Origin of the sequence: Williamsia sp. D3, assembly GCF_000506245.1 — a bacterium.
Taxonomy (GTDB): domain Bacteria; phylum Actinomycetota; class Actinomycetes; order Mycobacteriales; family Mycobacteriaceae; genus Williamsia; species Williamsia muralis.
This window is the reverse complement of sequence record NZ_AYTE01000006.1, coordinates 31528-50929: the sequence shown is the minus strand read 5'-3', so window position 1 is coordinate 50929 and position 19402 is coordinate 31528. Positions and strand designations below refer to the sequence as shown.

Sequence of the window (19402 nt, the reverse complement as noted above, 5' to 3'; positions counted from 1 at the left end):
GACATCAGGAAATGACCGAACGAACGAAAGGAAGGACATCATGTCAGAGGCAGTTACGAAGTCCCTGGTGGCTGGATACCGCAGCTACGCGGCAGCACCGGAATTGACCGAGATGAGTGAAGCAGCTCCGTCCGCGACGCCCGGCATTCTGAGCTTCATCGGCACCTCGTCGACCGCGTGCGGAACCGCAGTGAGCGTCATCAGCTCCGGCGGTGTCGGAGCAACCATCACCTGGGGTTGCTGACCGCTCCACCACGCTCGACACGCCAGACCCTCTCGATCCGAGAATCCAAAGATCAGACCATCCACTCTCGAAGGAGCATCATGACCAATTCCCAGTCACTCATCTCCGGATACGCCAACTACGTCCGCAGCGAAGAGCTCGCACACGTCAATGCGGAATCGGCACCCGGCATCAGCCCGGTCTCGGCGTTCGTGTCGGCCTCCAGCCCCGAATGCGCTGCCTTCTCGGTCGGTGCCAGTGCGGGTGTTGTCACCAGCACCAGCATCACCGTCGGCGCAGGTTGCTGACGTAGCACTCCAGGCCTGCCACGGAGACGCGCTGTGCCGTCTCCGTGGCGGCGCCGGGTGATCGGTCGGCGCCGGACACAGTCCGGTAGAGCATTGCGAAGGGACGGGCAGAAGCGTTGAACAGCAGTGGAGTTCAGACCATGCCGAGACATGGCGTGTTCACGATGACCTGCCGGCGTCGGGGTCGGTGTCACATCACTGCGAGCCGGGTGCAGTCCGCGCGCACGATGGGACTGAGTGTGGTGATCCCGGTGGGGACCGCCCACGAGCGGCCCGGAGAGGCCGGCTTCGCCCATCTGAGTGAGCATCTGATGCATCAGTACGCTCGAGATCAATCGGGCGAGAGAGTCGAAGACCAGATAGTCCGTGTCGGCGGCATCTCGAACGCGCAGACCTACCCGTTTCACACCGAATACAGCTTTGTCATCCCGGCGCCCGCCGAAGCCGAGATCCCGGACTGGATCGACCGGGCGATCGCACGGGTTGCACCACCGCGCATCACGTCAGTCGACATCGAATGCGAGAGCCGAATCATCCGGCAGGAGGTGGCACGCCGTATGTCGACCTCGCCGACGGCGGGATTTCCCTGGATCGACGCACTGGGCGTGTTGTCGACGGACTTCGGACTGCGCCACAACGGATTCTCGGATCTTGCCGACATCGAAGCGGCCACGCCGGAGGCAATCGAGCGTTTCCTGCATCGCGCGTACTCGCCGGCACCGGTGGCCGTGGGTGTTGCCGGGCCGTGGAGTCCCGACCTGGTGCTGGATCTCCTCGGTTGTGAAGAGGGTGAACCGGAAACAGCCGCGACGGACGCCTACACCGCGGCTTTCGGCGACCTGATCGATGGTCCGCACCACCGGCAGAGTTCCGTTGCGACCCAGATTCCCATGTACTCGTCGATTCGATACGTACCCGACGCACACGGGGCCGCCCCGGAATCAGCACAAGCGCACTCCATGATCGCGGTCGAATGGGCCAACGCCGTTTCGCCCGGAACACACTGGCAAACAGGACTGTTCGGCGCAACGATGGGGCCGGACCACCGTGTTCTCATCGGAAGTCGGCCTCATGGCGCCGACATCGCGGTTCCGCAGTGGACCGATACGCCCTCGGATCGACGTTCCGAGCTCTTTGTGCACGCACAGCAGCGCGCGCTGGACAACATCGACAAGGAACTGTCGAGCACGGCGACCCACGCCGCGATGGTGGCCCGAGACAGCGCATTCGGCATACAGACGTGGGCACGCCGCTGCGCTGTCGCACAGACAACACCCGAAGAGATCGATCAGTACCTCTGGCATGCGCGCGCGTGTGCGGCCGGGACACTGAGTTCGGCAGCCCCGACAGGGGTGGGTCGATCATGACGAGCCTGCTGACCGAGGACGTACTGGTGCGGGGTAGCACCGACCTGATGTACCTCTCGCTCGTGACAACACCGGCGGTGGGATGGGGTGCGCGGTCGCGTCTGGCACGTACCCTCACCGAGGGGCTTCACCGGGCCGGCATCGTGTCGGCTCGCGCCCACGCCGGCTCCGAAGGGATCTTTGTCACCGCGACGTGGCGATCGGATCCCCGCGCTGTCGATGAGCTGGTGGCCAGACTCCAAAGCTGGCGAAAGGCGTTTGCAGACAACATGATCGCGCCGGCATCTCCGCCGACCTCGCCGGCCGAACTGATCACCGCCCTGACCTTCGACGCCCACGACGAGACCGACCCCACCGAAGGTGAATTGACGTCCATCCTGACCACGCTGTCCTTCGACGTGATTGTCGGGGGCGGTGACTGCGAATCCGCGCTCCACTCAGCCCGTGACCGAATCTGCGACGTGGTCGACACCGCAGTGGAGAACGGCGTGAAGCCGAAGCGGGAAACCGCGCGCCGAACACCTCGGCGGCCGGACGTGACGACACGGCGCTGGGCCCAGGTCCCGGTCAGGTCATCGTGGGTGCGGTGGTATCGATTCATCGACCCACCGACAGACCCCGGCGAGCGACTCGCGCGGAGCCTGGTGAATGTGGCCTTCGGGGGCGTGTACGGCTCACACCTCGTCGACTGTGTTCGGGGCCAGCGCGGTTTGAGCTACAGCCCTCAGTCCACGTTGTTGCAGCGCGACGGACGGCATCTGCTGGTCGTCGATGTACAGACCACGCCGGGCGATGAAGATGCCTGCGACGACGCCATCCGGACCGCTCTCGACCAGTTCGCGCATCGAAAGCTCACGCGGCCCAGCATGGTGGACGCGGCGCGTTATCTGATCGGTCGCACCATCGTCGACCGTGATTCCTTGCAGTCGGCGGTGGACGAACGCGCGGCGATATACGAGGGTTCTCTGGATTCGGCGCTGGACACCACCGGGTCGCCAGAGGATCTGGTCGCTCGCGCCGGCGTCGACACACTGACCCGCACGGTCGAAACCATGTACGAGCCAGACGGGTTCGGTGCTGTGGTGCTCTCACCTGATTGCTCCAACGGAAAGTGGGTTGAATTGTGAACTCGAACATCGGAATCATGTATCCGGAGATGCCTGTTGCCATCGGTCCGGTGGTGCCTTATGCGGAGGCGGCCCGCAGAGGCGGCCATCGTCTGTGGTTCGGTCACTCGTCCACAGTCGATTCCCATCTCACGATGGCTGCGCTGGCCGGCCGGGGATATCCGCTCCAATTCGGCAGTGCGTGGCGCTTTATCCCCTGTTCCAGCCTCACGGATTTGCTGTCCAATCCCAATCGGTGGGGCGGCTGACCGGCCAGACCTACGTGGCCGGGATCGGTCCCGGGAGTGCGCAGTTGCAGCAGAGCCTCTATGGCGCGCCGATGAAGGCGCCGGTCAGTTCGGCGCGGAAGTTCCTCGATCAGGTGAAAGGGATCATTCCCGGACCTCTGCAGACGGGTCCGGCCGACGGCCCGGAGCGAGTGGACAAGATGTTCGGCTCGGTCGAAACCGGGTTAGGGGTTCTTCGTCCGAGCATGGCCCGGTGTGCCGGGCGGGCCGCGGAATGGGCGATCACCTGGCTCACCCCAGCCGGGTACCTCGACGATGTCCTGATCCCCGAGATGCGGGAGAGCGCAGCACAACACGACCGACCCGCACCTCGAGTCGCCGCTGTGGTCCACATGGCCATCCGCCGTCCGGGACGAGATCCGCAGAAGCTCGCGCATGCCGCGGTCGGAGCTCATCTGAGCGCGCCGCACTACACCGACATGCTCCGACAGGGCGGTGTCGCCGTCGATCAATCCGATCCGTGGGCGGGCGCCGGTGAACTGGTCTCGTCCGGGACCTACTTGTACGGGTCTGCGGACGAACTCGTCGACTCGGTCGCCGACCTGCACCGGCGTGGCGTGCACGAGGTTGTCCTGAACGTCTTCGGTGTCGCCAAACTCCATGGAGCAGGCCAGGCGGTCGAGGATCTCGAGGAGATCCTGGCCGCGCTCCACGCCAAATCATCTGCGCGCCTGACGATCCCCGAGCACGCGATCCCGCGGATGTCTGCCCGATCCACCGGGGTGGTTGCCTGATGGATGGCGCGGACCCACAGTCGTACCGCATCGACGGGCTCGCCGAACGCCGGATCGTGGTGATGGCTACGGGAGCCCTCGGCTCGGCCTTCCTGCACTCGTGGCTGGGATGGTTGCGCTCGACTTCCCCGTCCACGCAGGTCCGAGTGGTCCTCACCCCAGCCTCCCTGCAGTTCATCGGGTTGGGCACCATCCGAGGGTTTGGGTACGAACCGGTGATCGACAGCTGGCAGGACAACGAGCACCGGCCGATTCACGTGGATCTCACACAGTGGGCGCAGGGGTATCTCGTTCACCCGGCCACCATGAACTTCGTGTCCAGACTCTCTGCCGGTCTCTGTGATTCGCCGGCGATGCTGGCCATTCAGGGCAGTACCGCCCCGGTGGTGGTGGCCGCCTCGGCGCCACCGGGTTTCACCCAGACACCGGTATGGCATCGGCACCGCCAAGCCTGGAGGACCGTCCCAACGTCGAGTTGCTGGCGCCGATGAAGGGCTTCAGCGTGAGCGATCCGGATCTGGAAGGCCTGCCGCCGGTTCTGTTTCCGATTGCGGCGCAGGCGTTGTCGTCGGCACTGGCCGATCAATCCCAGCTGGAGAGCTCGGAATGAACGGCACAGGGACGGACAGTGCCGAATTGAACACTGCTGAATTGAACACTGCCACCACGGTCTGGGAGTTCGACACCGCGGCCTGGTACCAGCGGCTCATGCACACCGGCTCGTCGTTCGCGCTGACCCGCCGCTATCGGCAACAGTGTGAGGCCGAGCACCAATGGGGCCAGATCGTGCCCCCGTCTGTCGGACGTGCCGCGTTCGTTCGCGGGGTACGGGTGGATGACAGCAAGTTCCGGTTCGACTTGACAGTCGGCGACCAACTCGCCAACCAGCTGTGGCCTGTGGTGAGCCCGGCGTTCCTGACCGACAACGGTTTGCAGAGTATGGCCGACCTCGGGCGACTCGTGGCTCACCTGCACGGCGCCGGTCCGTATCCGCCCGGGGACCTCGAGAGCCCCCACGTGCGACGACTCCGTTCCTACCTGTCGGCCACCGATTCCCCGATGGACGTGTCGGCAGTGCACGCAGCGCTACCAGAGGCGACGCTGGGCGCGCTCCGGTCGATCGCCCGGACTTTCACCGACGGGCCGCACCTGACCTGCCACGGCGGTTTCAGCCTGGGGTCGGTGTTCACCGACGACGATCACAAAACCGTGCAGGTCGCGATCGGGCCGGAGATGTGCAGTGGGCCTCCTGAACTCGATCTGGGCTGGATGATCGGTGAACTGACGGAGTTCGAATACACCGCCGCGAACTCGGGTAAGTCTCTCGGTGCCGCGCACTCGGCGCCGTTCGGACGAGCAGCGCAGGCCCTGCTCGACGGCTACTCGGCGCAATCCGGTCGAGAGGTCGATCGACGACGCCTCGACGATGTGGTGGCTGCTCGCATCGCACTCCACATGTTCGACTTCGTGCGGACCACCGGCCGTACGGACCACCTTGCGGGCCTTGCCCCGTTTGTGACGTGGTTGACCCGACGACAACACATGCGCGACAACACCGAACCCGACGATGGGACACGATCATGACAAGCCAGACGTCCATGAACGTCCTCGATTCGAGTCGAACCGGATCGACGAGCGTTCGCGTAGACGGACTCACCATGCGTTATGGCACAACCGATGTGCTGAAAGACGTGGGATTCGAGATCCCTTCCGGCCAGAAGGTCGCCGTGCTGGGCCCCAACGGTGCCGGCAAGAGCACGCTGATCGAGATCCTCGAGGGTCTGCGAAAGCCGTCCGGGGGCAACGTATCCGTGCTGGGCCACCGCCCCGACGATGCGCCCGAGCAGTGGCGGTCGCGCCTCGGCGTGGTGCTGCAGGCGTGGCGGGACCACGGGACGTGGAAGATCGGTGACTTCCTGCGGTACATCAGTGCGGCCCATCGGGCAGCGGGTGTGGCGAATCTCTGGCCGGTGGACGAGTTGCTCGAAGCAGTCGAACTGGGCGACCGCGCGAATCAGCAGATTCGATCCCTCTCGGGAGGTCAACGCCGTCGGGTGGACGTTGCCGCCGCACTGATCAGCCGGCCGGAACTACTCTTTCTCGACGAGCCGACAACAGGTTTCGATCCGGAGATCCGGCAGTCGTTCTACGAACTCGTCCGAAGCCTGGCGCACTCCACGACGATCATCTGGGCGACACACAATCTGTACGAAGCCGAAGAGATGTGCGAGCGCATCATCATCCTGAATCACGGCCGGGTGGTGGCCGACGGGAGTCCGACCGAACTGCGCGCCACGCTGGCCTCGACCAGCACCGTGTCGTGGATGACGGAGCAGGGTCCACGGCGTCGTGTGGTCGCGGACTCCGATTCGCTGGTGCGCGAGCTGGTCACGGGCCCCGAGCGTGCCTGGAATCTGGAGGTTCAGCGCGGCACCCTCGAGCAGGTGTACCTGTCGATCGTGCGCGAGAACAACACAGCCGAGGAGGTCCGACCATGACAACAATCGCTTCGCGAGCCGGCGCCGGCAGTCTCGGTGTGGTGAAGTTCGGGGCGTTGCAGGCCAAGGTGGAACTGGTCATCCGCTTCACCCGGCCGAGCGCGCTGGGTCACCTGATCGTTCCGATCGCCCTGGTCCTGATCTTCACCAACGTGGACGTCAGCGATGTCCTGGGTGGACAAGGTGCCGTCGGGATGCTCGCCGGGATCGCTGCCGCGTCGCTGTTCGTCGGTGGATTCGTCGGGATCTGCGGGGAGCTGGTCTCCGAACAGGACGACGGAACCATGCTCAGGGTCCGGACGCTGCCCTACGGGCTCGCAGGGCATCTGATCGGAAAGACGTTGAGTCTGTTGGTGACCGGTGTGGTGACCGCGTTGCTGATCCTCATCCCAGCCCACATCTTCGTCGCTCCGATCCTGCCCGGGACGTTCGCGGGATGGGTCGCATTGGCCGGTGTCGCGGCGTTGACGTTGTTCGCGACCGTGCCCATCGGTGCCGTCGCCGGAAGCCTGGTGAAGTCGCCGCTGGCGATCTTCCCGATCTCGTTGGTGGCGTACGCCTGATGTCGGTGTCGGGCATCTTCTTCTCCATCGGGGACCTCCCGGATTGGCTGACGGTTCCCATCAAGTTCTTCCCGGTCTACTGGCTGGGATTGTTGTCGCGGGTGACGCTGGTCCCCGGTACCACGTTCGACGGTGTCGGACAGGTGGTGCTGGCGATCGGGGTACCCGTGGCGTGGGCGGTGCTGGGGCTTGTCCTGGCGCCGCGGGCGTTGCGGGTGATGACCCGCCGCCAGTCAGGTGCTCGCCTGGAAGCCCTCGCGCAGCGTCGTGCCGCGCGGGGCTACTGACCTCCGAGCACCCGTTGAAAGTTCTGGCGTGCAAATCGCATGTCGGGGAACCGAAAGGAGAAACACGATGTCGTTCAAGGACTTGATCGTCGGTGACCATCGCAACCCCCGAGAAGAGATTGTCGCGACCTTCGGCGAACATCAAAGCGCCGACGACCCACAAGCGATCGCTCGCGCGACCACATGGGCGCAGGGCGTGCTGAACAACGCTGGGATCCCGGCGGACAAGCAGGTCGAGGCGATCGCTGAAATCCGCAGGGCGGAGCCACGTCTGGGTCTCAAGTCGGCGACCCACCTGGCGTCGTTGCTCAAGAAGTAGGGTTCGCCAGGCGAGACGTCCGGCCCTGTACCGACGGTGCAGGGCCGGACGTTTGTGTGGGTGCTCGTCGCGACCGGGCAATATGCACCGATGTCAGTGGAGATCCGTACCATCGCAGCATGAACCACGACCTCGATCGCAAGGCCCTGGTCGACGAACGGGCGGCGACGCTGGCGCTGATCGAGACCATGTCGGCACGGCTGCGGTCGGTGGTGGAGGCCGGCGCCGACGCCAGTTCCGACGACGAACATGATCCGGAAGGTTCCACCCTCGCGTTCGAACGCGGACAACTGGTTGCTCAGGTGGCCCGCTCGAAGGCGCGCCTGACGGAGATCGATGCCGCGATGGCGCGGCTCGGACTCGGAACCTACGGCATCTGCGAACAGTGCGGGAACGAGATCGGCGAAGCCCGGCTCGAAGCCCTCCCCGCAGCCCGGCTGTGCATCACCTGCGCATCGCGGTCCCAATCGAGGCAGTGGTGAATCAGGGCCGTCGCGGGTCAGGGTGATTACGGTGAGATCGGACACCATGACCGATCGAGAAGAGGTACGGACGTGAACACATTTCAGAAGGTCGCCGGTGCGGTCAACAAAGTTGTCGTCGCGGCGATGAAGGCGCCCGGGGTTGACAAAGTCGCCGGCGGATCAATGCTGATGCTCACCTACACGGGCCGCAAATCGGGAAAGACCTTCAGTCTGCCGGTGAGCTACAAGCAGCGGGGTGACGAGCTGCTCATCGGCGTTGCGCTCCCCGACAAGAAGAACTGGTGGCGGAACTTCTCCGGCGAGGGCGGGCCTGTGACGGTGACGCTTCACGGCGCGGAACGAACCGGACACGCGGTCAGTCGGCGTAACGATCGCGGCCAGGTGTCGGTGAAGGTGACGCTCGACGCTCAGATCGCCTGACGCCGGCGCCCCCGGATGTCAGGGGGTGGTCGCGCCTCGCCCTAAACGGACCGGAGTATCGTTTCGGTGTCGTTAGGAGACAAAACCATGGTATCTGCACAAAAACGGTCCACCTTGGACATCGGTCTGTTGGCACTGCGAGTCGGCGTGGGCGGCACCTTATTCGCCCATGGCACCCAGAAACTCTTCGGCTGGTTCGGCGGTCACGGCCTCGACGCCACCGCCGGCGCGTTCGGCGGGATGGGGTTCAAGCCGGCCAAGCCCTCTGCGGCCGTCGCGGGTATCAGCGAAGCCGGGGGAGCGCTCATCGCACTCGGAGCTGCCACCCCGGTGGCCGCCGCCGGTGCTGTCGGCGCGATGATCGGCGCGGCCTCGGTGCACAAACCGGCCGGCTTCTTCGCAACCGCAGGCGGCTACGAATACCCGGCCACGCTGGGCCTTGCCGCCGCAGCGCTGGCTCTGACCGGACCCGGCAAGTACTCCGTAGACGCCGCTCTCGGGCATCGCCTCAACACCAGCCGAGTGGCCATCGGCGCCTTGGCGGCTGCGGGCGCCGGAGCGGGATATGTGGTGGCACGACGTCAGAAGGCGCTTGCGCAGGCGTCCGCGGCAGCGGATTCCACCGAGACCGCTTAGTCGCGTCCAGCTCGTCTCCGGGTCGCGTCGGTGTCGTCGGCGTCGGGTCTCGACGTCGGCGACACGACCGGCGCGCAGGTGTGGGTGGGCACGTTTCCGGCACTTGCGACACCACGATCGGTGTGCCGGATGAGAAGATGTGGGACGTGGATGTGCGTGCCAAGAACAATGTGAAGATCGTCGGGCGGGACGGTGGCCCGACGATCGTGTTGGCCCACGGTTTCGGATGTGACCAGAATCTGTGGAGGTTGGTCACCGAACGACTGATCGCGGACTACCGCGTTGTGCTCTTCGACCATGTCGGGGCCGGGGCCTCGGACCCCTCGGCGTGGGACGCCAAGCGCTATTCCACGCTCGATGCCTACGCCGAAGACGTCCTCGCCCTGGTCGAGGGTCTCGACCTGCACGACGTCGTGTTCGTCGGCCACTCGGTCGCTTCGATGATCGGTGTCCTCGCCGTCGCGGCCGATCCGAGCAGGTTCGCCAAACTCGTGCTGCTCACTCCTTCGCCGCGGTATGTCGACGACGACTCCGACGGCTACCGGGGCGGTTTCACGCGGGCCGACATCGATGAACTGCTCGAGTCGCTGGAGGCCAACTACCTCGGGTGGTCGCAGACCATGGCCCCGAACATCATGGGCAATCCCGATCGGCCCCAGCTCGGCGGCGAGCTGACCGAGAGCTTCTGCCGCACCGATCCGGCCAAGGCGCTTGTCTTCGCGCGCACCACCTTCCTGTCCGACAACCGTGAGGACCTCGCGCGGGTGACCATCCCAACCCTAGTCATCGAGTGCGCCAGGGATTCGCTGGCCCCGCGCCACGTCGGCGCCTATGTTCACGAACGCATCGACGGGAGTGACTGGTGACACTCGACGCCAGCGGGCATTGTCCTCAACTCAGTGCGCCCGAGGCCACCACGGAGGCAATCACCGCGTTTGCCGGCCACCGCTGATGCAGCGGGATCCAGGCGAGTTCCGGCAACCAAGCAGCCGTTCCATCACGCACGCGGACATCCTCGAAGAGAACCTCGAAGATCTCTACGAGAACGCGCCCTGCGGTTACCTGTCGACATGGCCCGACGGCCGCATCGCTCGGATCAACGCCACGCTCGCTTCGTGGCTCGGATTCGAGCGGGACGCGTTGCTCGATGAGCCGTTCACCGATCTGCTCACCGCAGGCGGTCGAATCCACTACGAAACCCACTTCGCGCCCTTGCTGCAGCTCGAAGGCGAGCTCAGCGGGATCACTGTGGACCTTGTTGCGGCGCAGGGTGAACGCCTTCCCGTCTTCGTCACCGCCAACGTCAAGACCGACGCCTCGGGGTCGGTGGTGCTGGTACGCATCACCCTGCAGGATGCCCGCGACCGCAGGACGTACGAGAAGCAGCTGCTCGAAGAACGGCGTATGGCAGAGCACGAACGGGCCCGTGTCCAGGTACTCGCCTCGACCCTGCAACGTTCGCTTCTGCCGCCGTCGCTCACCCCGCCCGCCGGCATGGATGCGGCGGCCTACTACCACCCTGCGTCCACCGACGATGTCGGCGGCGACTTCTACGACCTGTTCGCCCTGCCCGACCACAAGTGGGGATTCTTCCTCGGAGATGTATGCGGCAAGGGGGCGACCGCGGCGGCGGTCACATCGTTGACCCGGTACACGTTGCGGTCGGCTGCGGTGTTCGACGATGACCCCGTTGCCGTGCTGCACAACCTCGACGCGGTACTGCACTCGAACTACCACGGTGATGAACCACGTTTCTGCACAGTTGTTTTCGGTGTTCTGACCCGTCGCGACGACGGGTTCGACGTCCACCTCGCCAGCGGCGGACATCCTCCGGCGCTGTTGCTCACCGCGGACGGGGAGGCGGAGTACATCAGCACCGCGGGAGGCCAATTCGTCGGCATCCTCCGCGACCCCAAGTTCGTCTCCAAACGGGTGCACCTGTCGGCCGGCGACACCCTCGTGCTCTACACGGACGGGCTGACCGAGGCCCGAATCGGGCCTGGCACAGAGCGGTACGACGACGACGGTGCGCTGATCGAGTTCGCGGCAGCGCACACACCGACCACCGCCGAACAGATCGTCGATGATCTGCGTGAACTGCTGGCGAGCTTCGGAACCGGTCTGGAAGACGACACCGCGGTCATGGCGCTGGGCGTGCCACGGGAGAACACATCGACCTGATGGTTGGAATTGTCCACGACCTCGGCGGTGATGAAGGTGAACATGCAAGATGTGCTGACTGACCTGATGAAGATCTGGCGTTCGGGCGGGACGGCCGGTGCGGGAACCGTTGTGCGGACCTTCCGTTCGGCGCCGCGACCGCCAGGCGCCTCGATGGTGGTCGCATCGGACGGAACGGTGAGCGGTTCGGTGTCGGGTGGATGTGTGGAAGGCGCCGTGTACGAACTCGCAATCGACTCGACGCGCACCGGCATCCCTGTGCTGCAGCGCTACGGGATCTCCGACGACGACGCGTTTGCGGTGGGCCTGACGTGCGGCGGCGTGATCGACATCTTCGCCGAAGCCATCTCACAGCACACGTTTCCCGAACTCGGCGACGTCGCCGACCACATCGAACATCATCGGCCCGTGGCTGTTGCGACCGTGATCGACCACACCGACACCGAGGAAGTGGGCCGCCGGCTGATCATCACGCCGGGGAAGGTCAGCGGCACACTGGGATCGGACCGGATGGACAGCGCTGTTGTCGACGACGCACGCGGACTGCTTGCTGCCGGACGCAGTGAGGTCTTGACCTACGGCCCCGACGGTCAGCGCCGCGGCGAAGGTATGTCGGTGTTCGTCTCCAGCCACGCACCGCGGCCGAGGATGCTGGTGTTCGGCGCCATCGACTTCGCTGCGGCTGTCGCGGAGCAGGGTTCGTTTCTCGGGTATCGCGTCACCGTCTGTGACGCGCGGTCGGTGTTCGCCACGTCCGCACGATTCCCGACCGCTGATGAGGTGATCGTCGAATGGCCGCATCGGTATCTCGCCGCGCAGGTGGAGGCCGATGCACTCGATTCGCGCAGTGTCATCTGCGTTCTCACCCACGACCCGAAGTTCGACGTGCCGCTACTCGAGGTCGCCTTGCGCATACCGGACGTCGGGTACATCGGTGCCATGGGGTCGCGCCGCACCCACGACGACCGGGTCGAGCGCTTGCGGGCCGCCGGACTCACCGACGACGAACTGAGTCGGCTCGCCAGCCCCATCGGTCTCGATCTGGGAGCTCGCACCCCGGAAGAGACGGCGGTCTCGATTGCCGCCGAGATCATCGCCCGCCGCTGGGGCGGCGCGGGCCGGCCACTGTCACAGACCGACGGCCGTATCCACCACGAGTGAGTCAGTCGGTGCTCGGTGGCGGGGTGAAACCCTCTGGCCACGAGGTGGCGCCGTCATATTTCACCTCGTCGAAATGAGCATCGGTGAGGTTGGCGCCGGTGAAGTCCACCCCGAAAAGTGTTGCGCCGGCGAACTTCGCGTGGCTGAGGTCGTGGCCGGCAAAACTGACGTCCCACAGAACGGCCCCGCTGAAGTCGACCGCTTGAAGGGCGGCGCCGGCGAAACTGGTCAGTTGGCCTGCCTGACCGGGCGCCGGGTTGGCGGCCACCTCGTTGTCGATGGTGACGTCGGTGAACTGCGCGCCGACCAGATTGGCATCACGGAGATCAACTCCCAACAGAATGGTGTCGGCGAGGTTCGCGTAGGAGAGGTTGGCCCCTTGCAGATTGGTCGAGAGCAGGTCGCATCCGTGGAGGTCGGCTTCGCTGAAGTTCGCGCCGGGTAAGTCCAGTCCGCTCAGGCTCAATCCGGCGAGATCCAGTCCGTAGAACGGCCGCTCCACAGAGGGGTCGGCATTGGACCGACCGCGGATGAAGCGGAGATTCTCCAGGCGCTCGGCACGCTGACTCTGTCGGTCCGAGATCTCGTGGTCACGGTCGGCGCGCACGTCGTCGATGATCTTCTGGCCGATCATCGTGGCGACACTGACGAATACCGCGACCACCCCGGCCACGACCACGTCTCTGACCCACCACCGGGGTCCTGATCCGTCAGCAGGAGTTTGCGCGATCACCAATTCATCATCGCGTACGCAGCCCGTCTCGGCGGGACAACACGAACGAGTCAGCTGAAGGTCTTCTTCAGGTGGTCCACCACTGCACCGGCGTCGATGCCGCGCTCGGCGTATCCGAGGTACCCGTCGGGGCGGATGACGTACAGGGACCGCTCGCCCGGGCCGTACGCCGCGGCGAACATTCCATCGGAATCGGTGATGACGGGCAGCAGGCTCGGCCCGGGATCGACTCCCGGGGCAACCACCAGATAGGTGTCGAGCAGGTCGTGGGCTGCACCGGCCGCAGTTGCCGCGACATCTTCCAGCGCTGTGAGGTCGTCGACGCCGGAGATGTTGTCCACGTACAGGATTGCGGTGTGCCGGAGGCGATCGAGAAGCGAGAACAGTCGGAAGGAACCGCTGACGGCCGGTCGGGTGAGGCCGGTGGAGTCGGGCGCCCGCAGACCTGCAGCGACGAGGGCCCGCCCGGCCGGGGCGTCTCCGAGGATCGGGCTGGCGGCGTAGTCGATGAGGAGCTGGGCCTCACGTTTGATGATGTGGGTCAGGTCGTCGGAGTCGGCGCCGATGCCCTCGCGGGCGCTGCGCACGGTTCTCCCGACCACCTCCTCGCCGATCGGACGACGCTCGGCGTCGTAACTGGCGAGCAGGTCGGGCGATGCATGCCCGGCGACGGCCAAGGCGATCTTCCAGGCCAGATTGTGGGCATCCTGGATGCCGGTGTTCATGCCCTGCGCGCCGGTCGGAGGATGGATGTGCGCGGCGTCGCCCGCGACGAAAACCCGCTGTGTGCCATACGAATCGACGATGCGATGACTGATGCGGAACACCGACGACCACCGAAGGTTCGTGGCGCGGGTGGGCTCGGGCGCAAGCCGGTCCAGGACCTCCTGGATGTGGTGCAGTTCGGGCGGTCGACCGGCTTCGAAACCGTGCGCGATTGCGCCGGGCTCGGGGGTCGTGTTCTTCGCCGTGAGTTCGTCGGGCACCAGCATCGACATGCGATAGCGGCCGCGGCCGGGCAGCGGGATGCACACGAGGAGGTCGTCGGTGACACCGTCGGTCTGATGCATGGACCGGATGCCGAATCCGGCCGGCTGATCCCAATCGACCTCGACATCACCGAGCATGTACTGCTCGTCAAACGCCGCGCCCTCGAACGTCAGACCCAGGGTCTTGCGGGTGATGCTGTGCGCGCCGTCGCAGCCGATGAGATAACGCGCGTGCACCGTCTGCTCGCCGTCATCGCCGGCCAATGTCGCCCGGACACCGTCGGCGTCCTGCTCGAAACCGGTCAGACGAATGCCTCGCTCGATCGGGACGTCGAGGGCCGCCAGCCGGTCGCGCAGGATGCGCTCGGTGTCGTACTGGGGAATAGCGGTGAATCCAAAAGGGATGTCGTCGGGCAGTGTCAGTTCCAGTTGGCTGACGCGTTCGCCGTTGACGTACACGATCTGGCCACGCATCTGGGTGGCCGTGTCCAGGACCTGGCGCAGCACACCCATCCCTTCGAAGACCTCCAGGGTGCGCGGCTGGACGCCCACCGCTTTCGCGTACTGCGGGGGTTGGAGCAGCGGATCGACGATGCGGCACCGCACGCCGCGCCGTCTCAGTTCGATCGCGGCGGTGAGGCCGATCGGTCCTGCGCCCGCGATGAGGACGTCCGTCTCGGCCATGGGTAACCACCTGTTCTCGAGCCGCCTGAATGCACCGAATTATGCGGCAATTCCGTCTGACGCAGTGTGGTTCCGGTCACATCTGCGGTGGATAACCGCAGTTCAGTAAACCTCGGTATGGCCCGAGTGTGGACTCGGGAATTATTCGGACCGAGGTCCGTTTACACTTCACGTAGGCGAAACCACAGCTCGACAAGGGAGACCACAATGAGCACTGCAGTAAACAACGCACTCGAGACCGGCACCTGGACCATCGACCCGGTTCACTCGGCCGTCAACTTCTCCGTACGTCACCTCATGGTGAGCAAGGTTCGCGGCAAGTTCGAGAACTTCTCCGGCGCCATCACGGTCGACGAGAACGGCAACCCTGCCGTCACCGCCGAGATCGACGTCAACTCGATCAACACCGGCAACGAACAGCGCGACGGACACATCAAGTCTGCTGACTTCTTCGAGGTCGAGAAGTACCCGACCGCCACCTTCGCCTCCACCTCGGTGAAGCCCGACGGCGGCGACTACCTGCTCGAGGGCGACTTCACCCTCCACGGTGTGACCAAGCCCGTCACCCTCAAGCTCGAGTTCAACGGCGTGAACCCCGGCATGGGCAACGGCCCTGTCGCAGGCTTCGAGGCCTCGGTTGTGCTCAATCGCAAGGACTTCGGCATCGACATCGACATGCCCCTTGAAACCGGCGGCACCGTCGTCGGCGACAAGATCACCATCACCCTCGAGATCGAGGCCGGCAAAGCCGCAGCCTGACCTCACCTCGCCTGCCTGATCCCGCTGATCAGCATCCGCCACGGCGGCCGCGACCGGATGAACCCGGTGACGCGGCCGCCGTTCGGCGTTGTGTGGGCCGTTGTAGGCCCCCGCCCTCGTCAAATTCGCGCCGCGCGCCGGCGTACGCGCCCGTTACAACAGGAGCGATCGCAGGCAGGCGGCGCGAATTCCATGTGGGCGAATTTCATGTGGGGGAGCGCGTCCCGCCGAGTCCGGTCAGCAGCATGTCGACCAGTGAGGCCACGAAGTCGCCGGTCACCGGCTCGCGGTTGAGCAATACCCGCGCGTAGATCGGCGCATGGATCACCTCGACAGCGATGGAGTAGTCGGGCTGATTGTCCGCACTGAGCTCGCCGCGGTCGACGGCTCGCGTGAAGACCGTCTTGAGTGCCTCGGTCCTGGCGTCGATGATGCGCCGCCGGGCGTCGCCGAGGGGATCTATCTCCACGGGCATCGCAGACAATCTCAGCAATGCCTTCATCTGTGGGCTGGTGAGCGACACGTTGAGGTCGGCACACATCGCGATCAGGTCGCCCCGTAGCGAACCGGTGTCGGGCGCCGGTATCGATGGGTCGAGATGGTTGATCAGCGCGTCGGTGACCAATTGCTCCTTGGTCTTCCACCGTCGGTACACCGATGTGACGTGCACGCCTGCGCGGTCGGCCACCTGCGCGATGGTGAGCCCGTCGAACCCGACGTTGAGCAACTCGTGCACCGCCGCCGACATGACCCCGTCGCGCACCGCCGCACCCCGACGATGGGAGCGCACTGGCCGCTTCGGCGAACTGGACTGGGTCACTGATCGACTCTAACGCAACTCGAGTTGCGCTATGTATACTCAGCCAAGACTTCGATCGCGATCTGGCCACGTCCGGGGGCATGATCAGCGGCGAGAGAAGGCGGAATCCGACAATGGCGCACCCGATCGGCTGGCGATCGCTGCTCAGTGGTGTCTCCGGCAAGCGTGCCGCAGTGGCCAAGTTGTCGCGTCGCAGCCGCATCGCCCGAGCTCACGCCACCACTTCACCGCTCGTCGGCGCGTCACGTGCGGTTCGACGGATCGACGAGTTCCTGATCGGGGTACCCGACCCCAGTCAGGACGGCCCGGCCAGCCGGCGGCACGTTGCGAACCGATTCCTGATCCTGGCCGGTCTCGGCCTGGTGGCCAGCAACACCTTCGCGGCCATCGAGATGGTCGTCATGGTGCGACTGGTGATGACCGGCGGCGAGTTGAGTGTGTGGGGGATGGTCGACACGTCGAATGTTCCGGTCATCATCGCCTCCGTGGTCGGCGCCCTTCTCATCGGTGGGAGCCTGAGCGCCTACCTGGTGTATCCGCAGTTGATGTGGTTCACCAAGGCCGTTGCGGCCTCGCCCGTCCGGCGACGATCGATCCAGATGATGCCGTTGCAGCAGGCGGGAGCCGCTCTGGTCACCTGGACGACCGGGGCCGTCATCTACATTCCTTTCGGACTGGGCGGTACCGCGGTCGAGTTCGTGGTGTTCGGCTCAGCGTTCCTGATGGCGGGAACATCTGCCGGTTGTCTCACCTACCTTCTCGTCGAACGTGTTTCGCGACCGATCGTCGCCATCGCGATGCGTGATGGAGTTCTTGCCGGGTCGCTGCTGGGCGTCCGCGAACGGCTTCTCGCCGTGTGGATCGTGTTCTCCGCGGTGCCCTTGCTGGGCATCATCGCCATCAACGTGGGCCGCGCGACGGGTTGGTTGCCCGAGAATCGCTATGTACTGGACGCCCCCACCGTCGTGCTGGCGACGTTCTGTCTCCTCGGCGGCATCCGCGCCACGTTCTTGGTGTCGCGGTCCATCACCGACCCGCTGCGTGAGATCCGCGTGGGTATGGAGGAGGTGCAGGTGGCGCACACGTATCCCGTCCTCGACGTCTACGACTCCTCCGAACTCGGCATCCTGCAGCAGGGATTCAACGACATGGTCAGTGGACTCGCCGAGCGCGAGCAGATCCGCGAACTCTTCGAGCGACATGTGGGCGACGGTGTGGCCAAGCTCGCGATGGAACGCGGCGACGGCTTCCATGGCGAGAACACCTTTGTCGGAGTCCTTTTCGTCGACATCCAGGGCTCCACCCGGCTCGCTGAACGCGAAGCCCCGGACACCGTGGCGGCCATCTTGAACAGTTTCTTCGCGATCGTCGCCGATGTGGTCGATCGGCACAGCGGCTTCATCAACAAGTTCGAGGGTGATGCGGCGCTGGCGATCTTCGGGGCGCCCAGCACCGTGGACGACCCGGCAGGAGCCGCGCTCGCCGCGGCGCGCGATCTGCATTCCGAGCTCGAAGTACTGCGGCCACTGCGGTTTTCGATCGGTGTCTCGGCAGGTGTGGTGTTTGCCGGCAACATCGGCGCGACCACGCGGTACGAGTACACCGTGGTGGGGGACGCCGTCAACGAATCGGCACGACTGTCCGAGGCCGCCAAATCAGTGCGTTCACACGTGCTGGCGAGTGGTTCGGCGCTTGCGGCGTCCGAGGTCGAGGAGGGAGAGTGGCACTCGATCGGGTCGCTGGTGCTGCGTGGGCGCGCGGAGCCCACCAAGCTGTACACCGTTGCCCTGGCGAAGGATTCGGAAGAGTGGAACCTCCGGACACTGGTCGAGGGTGCACTGAAGATACCGGCGACGGTGCTGGGGCTGCGTCCCCGACGATGAGATGTTTCGAACTAACCGAGCGGGACCCGAACGAAGGTAGGTTGTGAGAATGAGCTGGAACACATCGGATATTCCTGACCAAACCGGACGAACATTCTTCATCACCGGAGCGAACAGCGGGCTCGGTGAGCAGAGCGCACTCGCGTTGGGCGCAGCGGGTGCGCAGGTGATCCTCGCCTGCCGCAACGTCGCCAAGGCGGAGCCGGTCGCCGCGCGGATCGGCGACAACGCGACGATCACCGAACTCGACCTGGCGAGCCTGGACTCGGTCCGCGCATGCGCCGAGCGGACGGGCCCGGTCGACGTGCTGATCAACAACGCCGGCGTGATGGCAGTCCCGCAGGGGCGCACCGCGGATGGTTTCGAAATGCAGTTCGGCACAAATCATCTCGGGCACTTCGCGCTCACCGGTCTGCTCTTGCCCAAGGTGTCCGATCGGGTGGTGACGTTGTCGTCGTCCATGCACCAGATCGGCAAGATGAATCTCGAAGACCCCAACTACCGCCAGCGTCGGTACTCGCGGTGGCCGGCCTACGGTCAGTCCAAACTGGCCAACCTGCTGTTCGGGTATGAGTTGGCCAAGCGTCTCACGGCGGTGGGCTCGCACGTGAAATCAATTGTGGCGCACCCCGGTTATGCGTCGACGGAGTTGCAGTCGCACACAGAGTCGATCTGGGATCGCGTGATGGCGCTGGGTGGCTCGTACGTCGCCCAGTCCGCTGCCGACGGCGCACTTCCGCAGCTGTATGCGGCAACGTCACCGCAGGCGCGTTCGGGTGCCTTCTATGGCCCGACCCAGTTGGGCGGGATGCGCGGAGCACCCGGCCCCGCCAAGTCGAACAAGCGATCACACGATGAGCTGATGGCAGCCGGGCTGTGGGACCTGTCCGAATCACTCACCGGGGTCGAGTACTCGTTCGAGCAGGTTTCGCGGTAGT

23 protein-coding genes and 1 pseudogene are annotated in these 19402 nt (G+C 65.2%); 21 read left to right on the top strand and 3 right to left on the bottom strand.

Features of this window, described 5'->3' with window-relative positions:
• Positions 1–40 precede the first annotated feature (40 nt).
• From W823_RS57655 to W823_RS35660, 18 genes and pseudogenes are all read left to right on the top strand, one after another.
• On the top strand, positions 41–244 hold the full coding sequence (locus W823_RS57655) for a hypothetical protein (RefSeq protein WP_133248684.1): 204 nt from the start codon (positions 41–43) through the stop codon (positions 242–244).
• An 80-nt stretch (positions 245–324) separates the two neighbouring features.
• Positions 325–531 carry a hypothetical protein gene (locus W823_RS35725; protein ID WP_023955406.1) on the top strand — a complete coding sequence of 69 codons (207 nt, stop codon included), beginning with the start codon at positions 325–327 and terminating at the stop codon, positions 529–531.
• A gap of 209 nt (positions 532–740) precedes the next feature.
• Positions 741–1898, top strand: a complete 1158-nt coding sequence (locus tag W823_RS35720; RefSeq protein ID WP_161633974.1) for an insulinase family protein — start codon at positions 741–743, stop codon at positions 1896–1898.
• Entirely contained in the window at positions 1895–3025 is a 1131-nt protein-coding gene (locus W823_RS35715) for an insulinase family protein (protein ID WP_152537990.1), read from the top strand. Before W823_RS35720 ends, W823_RS35715 begins: the two co-directional genes overlap by 4 nt.
• The gene (locus tag W823_RS58000) at positions 3022–3273 is read left to right on the top strand and encodes a hypothetical protein (protein WP_051406367.1); all 252 of its coding nucleotides are present in this window, start codon (positions 3022–3024) and stop codon (positions 3271–3273) included. Before W823_RS35715 ends, W823_RS58000 begins: the two co-directional genes overlap by 4 nt.
• Complete coding sequence (locus W823_RS35710; protein WP_051406366.1) at positions 3261–4046, top strand: LLM class flavin-dependent oxidoreductase; 786 nt, start codon at positions 3261–3263, stop codon at positions 4044–4046. Before W823_RS58000 ends, W823_RS35710 begins: the two co-directional genes overlap by 13 nt.
• Positions 4046–4537 (top strand): flavoprotein, encoded by a 492-nt coding sequence (locus W823_RS0128035; protein ID WP_023955400.1) that lies wholly within the window; start codon positions 4046–4048, stop codon positions 4535–4537. Before W823_RS35710 ends, W823_RS0128035 begins: the two co-directional genes overlap by 1 nt.
• A gap of 115 nt (positions 4538–4652) precedes the next feature.
• Entirely contained in the window at positions 4653–5630 is a 978-nt protein-coding gene (locus W823_RS35705) for a hypothetical protein (protein WP_023955396.1), read from the top strand.
• Positions 5627–6544 carry an ABC transporter ATP-binding protein gene (locus tag W823_RS35700; RefSeq protein WP_235189407.1) on the top strand — a complete coding sequence of 306 codons (918 nt, stop codon included), beginning with the start codon at positions 5627–5629 and terminating at the stop codon, positions 6542–6544. Before W823_RS35705 ends, W823_RS35700 begins: the two co-directional genes overlap by 4 nt.
• Positions 6541–7107, top strand: coding sequence for an ABC transporter permease (locus W823_RS56315; RefSeq protein ID WP_051406365.1), 567 nt, complete (start codon positions 6541–6543; stop codon positions 7105–7107). The genes W823_RS35700 and W823_RS56315 overlap by 4 nt, the downstream gene beginning before the upstream one ends.
• On the top strand, positions 7107–7394 hold the full coding sequence (locus tag W823_RS56310) for a hypothetical protein (protein WP_051406364.1): 288 nt from the start codon (positions 7107–7109) through the stop codon (positions 7392–7394). The genes W823_RS56315 and W823_RS56310 overlap by 1 nt, the downstream gene beginning before the upstream one ends.
• Before the next feature lie 67 nt (positions 7395–7461).
• On the top strand, positions 7462–7713 hold the full coding sequence (locus tag W823_RS35690) for a hypothetical protein (RefSeq protein WP_023955391.1): 252 nt from the start codon (positions 7462–7464) through the stop codon (positions 7711–7713).
• A gap of 119 nt (positions 7714–7832) precedes the next feature.
• Positions 7833–8195, top strand: a complete 363-nt coding sequence (locus W823_RS35685) for a TraR/DksA C4-type zinc finger protein (RefSeq protein ID WP_023955389.1) — start codon at positions 7833–7835, stop codon at positions 8193–8195.
• Positions 8196–8267: 72 nt separating this feature from the next.
• A complete protein-coding gene (locus W823_RS35680; RefSeq protein WP_023955387.1) occupies positions 8268–8618 on the top strand; it encodes a nitroreductase/quinone reductase family protein in 351 nt (116 codons plus the stop codon).
• An 87-nt stretch (positions 8619–8705) separates the two neighbouring features.
• Entirely contained in the window at positions 8706–9254 is a 549-nt protein-coding gene (locus W823_RS35675) for a DoxX family protein (RefSeq protein WP_031331481.1), read from the top strand.
• A 137-nt stretch (positions 9255–9391) separates the two neighbouring features.
• Positions 9392–10206, top strand: a pseudogene (locus W823_RS35670) (alpha/beta fold hydrolase).
• Positions 10206–11435 carry a PP2C family protein-serine/threonine phosphatase gene (locus W823_RS35665; RefSeq protein WP_023955383.1) on the top strand — a complete coding sequence of 410 codons (1230 nt, stop codon included), beginning with the start codon at positions 10206–10208 and terminating at the stop codon, positions 11433–11435. Before W823_RS35670 ends, W823_RS35665 begins: the two are co-directional and overlap by 1 nt.
• 42 nt (positions 11436–11477) lie before the next feature.
• Positions 11478–12596: an XdhC/CoxI family protein gene (locus W823_RS35660; RefSeq protein ID WP_031331478.1), complete on the top strand. Its 1119-nt coding sequence runs from the start codon at positions 11478–11480 to the stop codon at positions 12594–12596.
• A 1-nt stretch (position 12597) separates the two neighbouring features.
• Here W823_RS35660 and W823_RS56305 read toward each other — a convergent pair whose 3' ends face one another.
• Together W823_RS56305 and W823_RS35650 are read right to left on the bottom strand one after the other, a co-directional pair.
• The gene (locus W823_RS56305) at positions 12598–13329 is read right to left on the bottom strand and encodes a pentapeptide repeat-containing protein (protein ID WP_152537989.1); all 732 of its coding nucleotides are present in this window, start codon (positions 13327–13329) and stop codon (positions 12598–12600) included.
• A gap of 50 nt (positions 13330–13379) precedes the next feature.
• On the bottom strand, positions 13380–15002 hold the full coding sequence (locus tag W823_RS35650) for an FAD-dependent monooxygenase (RefSeq protein ID WP_023955377.1): 1623 nt from the start codon (positions 15000–15002) through the stop codon (positions 13380–13382).
• A 207-nt stretch (positions 15003–15209) separates the two neighbouring features.
• Between W823_RS35650 and W823_RS35645 the strand changes: the two genes are divergently transcribed.
• A complete protein-coding gene (locus W823_RS35645) occupies positions 15210–15761 on the top strand; it encodes a YceI family protein (protein WP_023955375.1) in 552 nt (183 codons plus the stop codon).
• A 205-nt stretch (positions 15762–15966) separates the two neighbouring features.
• Here W823_RS35645 and W823_RS35640 read toward each other — a convergent pair whose 3' ends face one another.
• Positions 15967–16524, bottom strand: a complete 558-nt coding sequence (locus W823_RS35640) for a TetR/AcrR family transcriptional regulator (protein WP_152537988.1) — start codon at positions 16522–16524, stop codon at positions 15967–15969.
• Positions 16525–16694: 170 nt separating this feature from the next.
• Here W823_RS35640 and W823_RS35635 point away from each other — a divergent pair, with 170 nt between their 5' ends.
• Both W823_RS35635 and W823_RS35630 read left to right on the top strand, forming a co-directional pair.
• Complete coding sequence (locus W823_RS35635) at positions 16695–18464, top strand: adenylate/guanylate cyclase domain-containing protein (protein ID WP_023955371.1); 1770 nt, start codon at positions 16695–16697, stop codon at positions 18462–18464.
• A gap of 49 nt (positions 18465–18513) precedes the next feature.
• Positions 18514–19401: an oxidoreductase gene (locus W823_RS35630; protein WP_023955369.1), complete on the top strand. Its 888-nt coding sequence runs from the start codon at positions 18514–18516 to the stop codon at positions 19399–19401.
• Position 19402 lies beyond the last annotated feature (1 nt).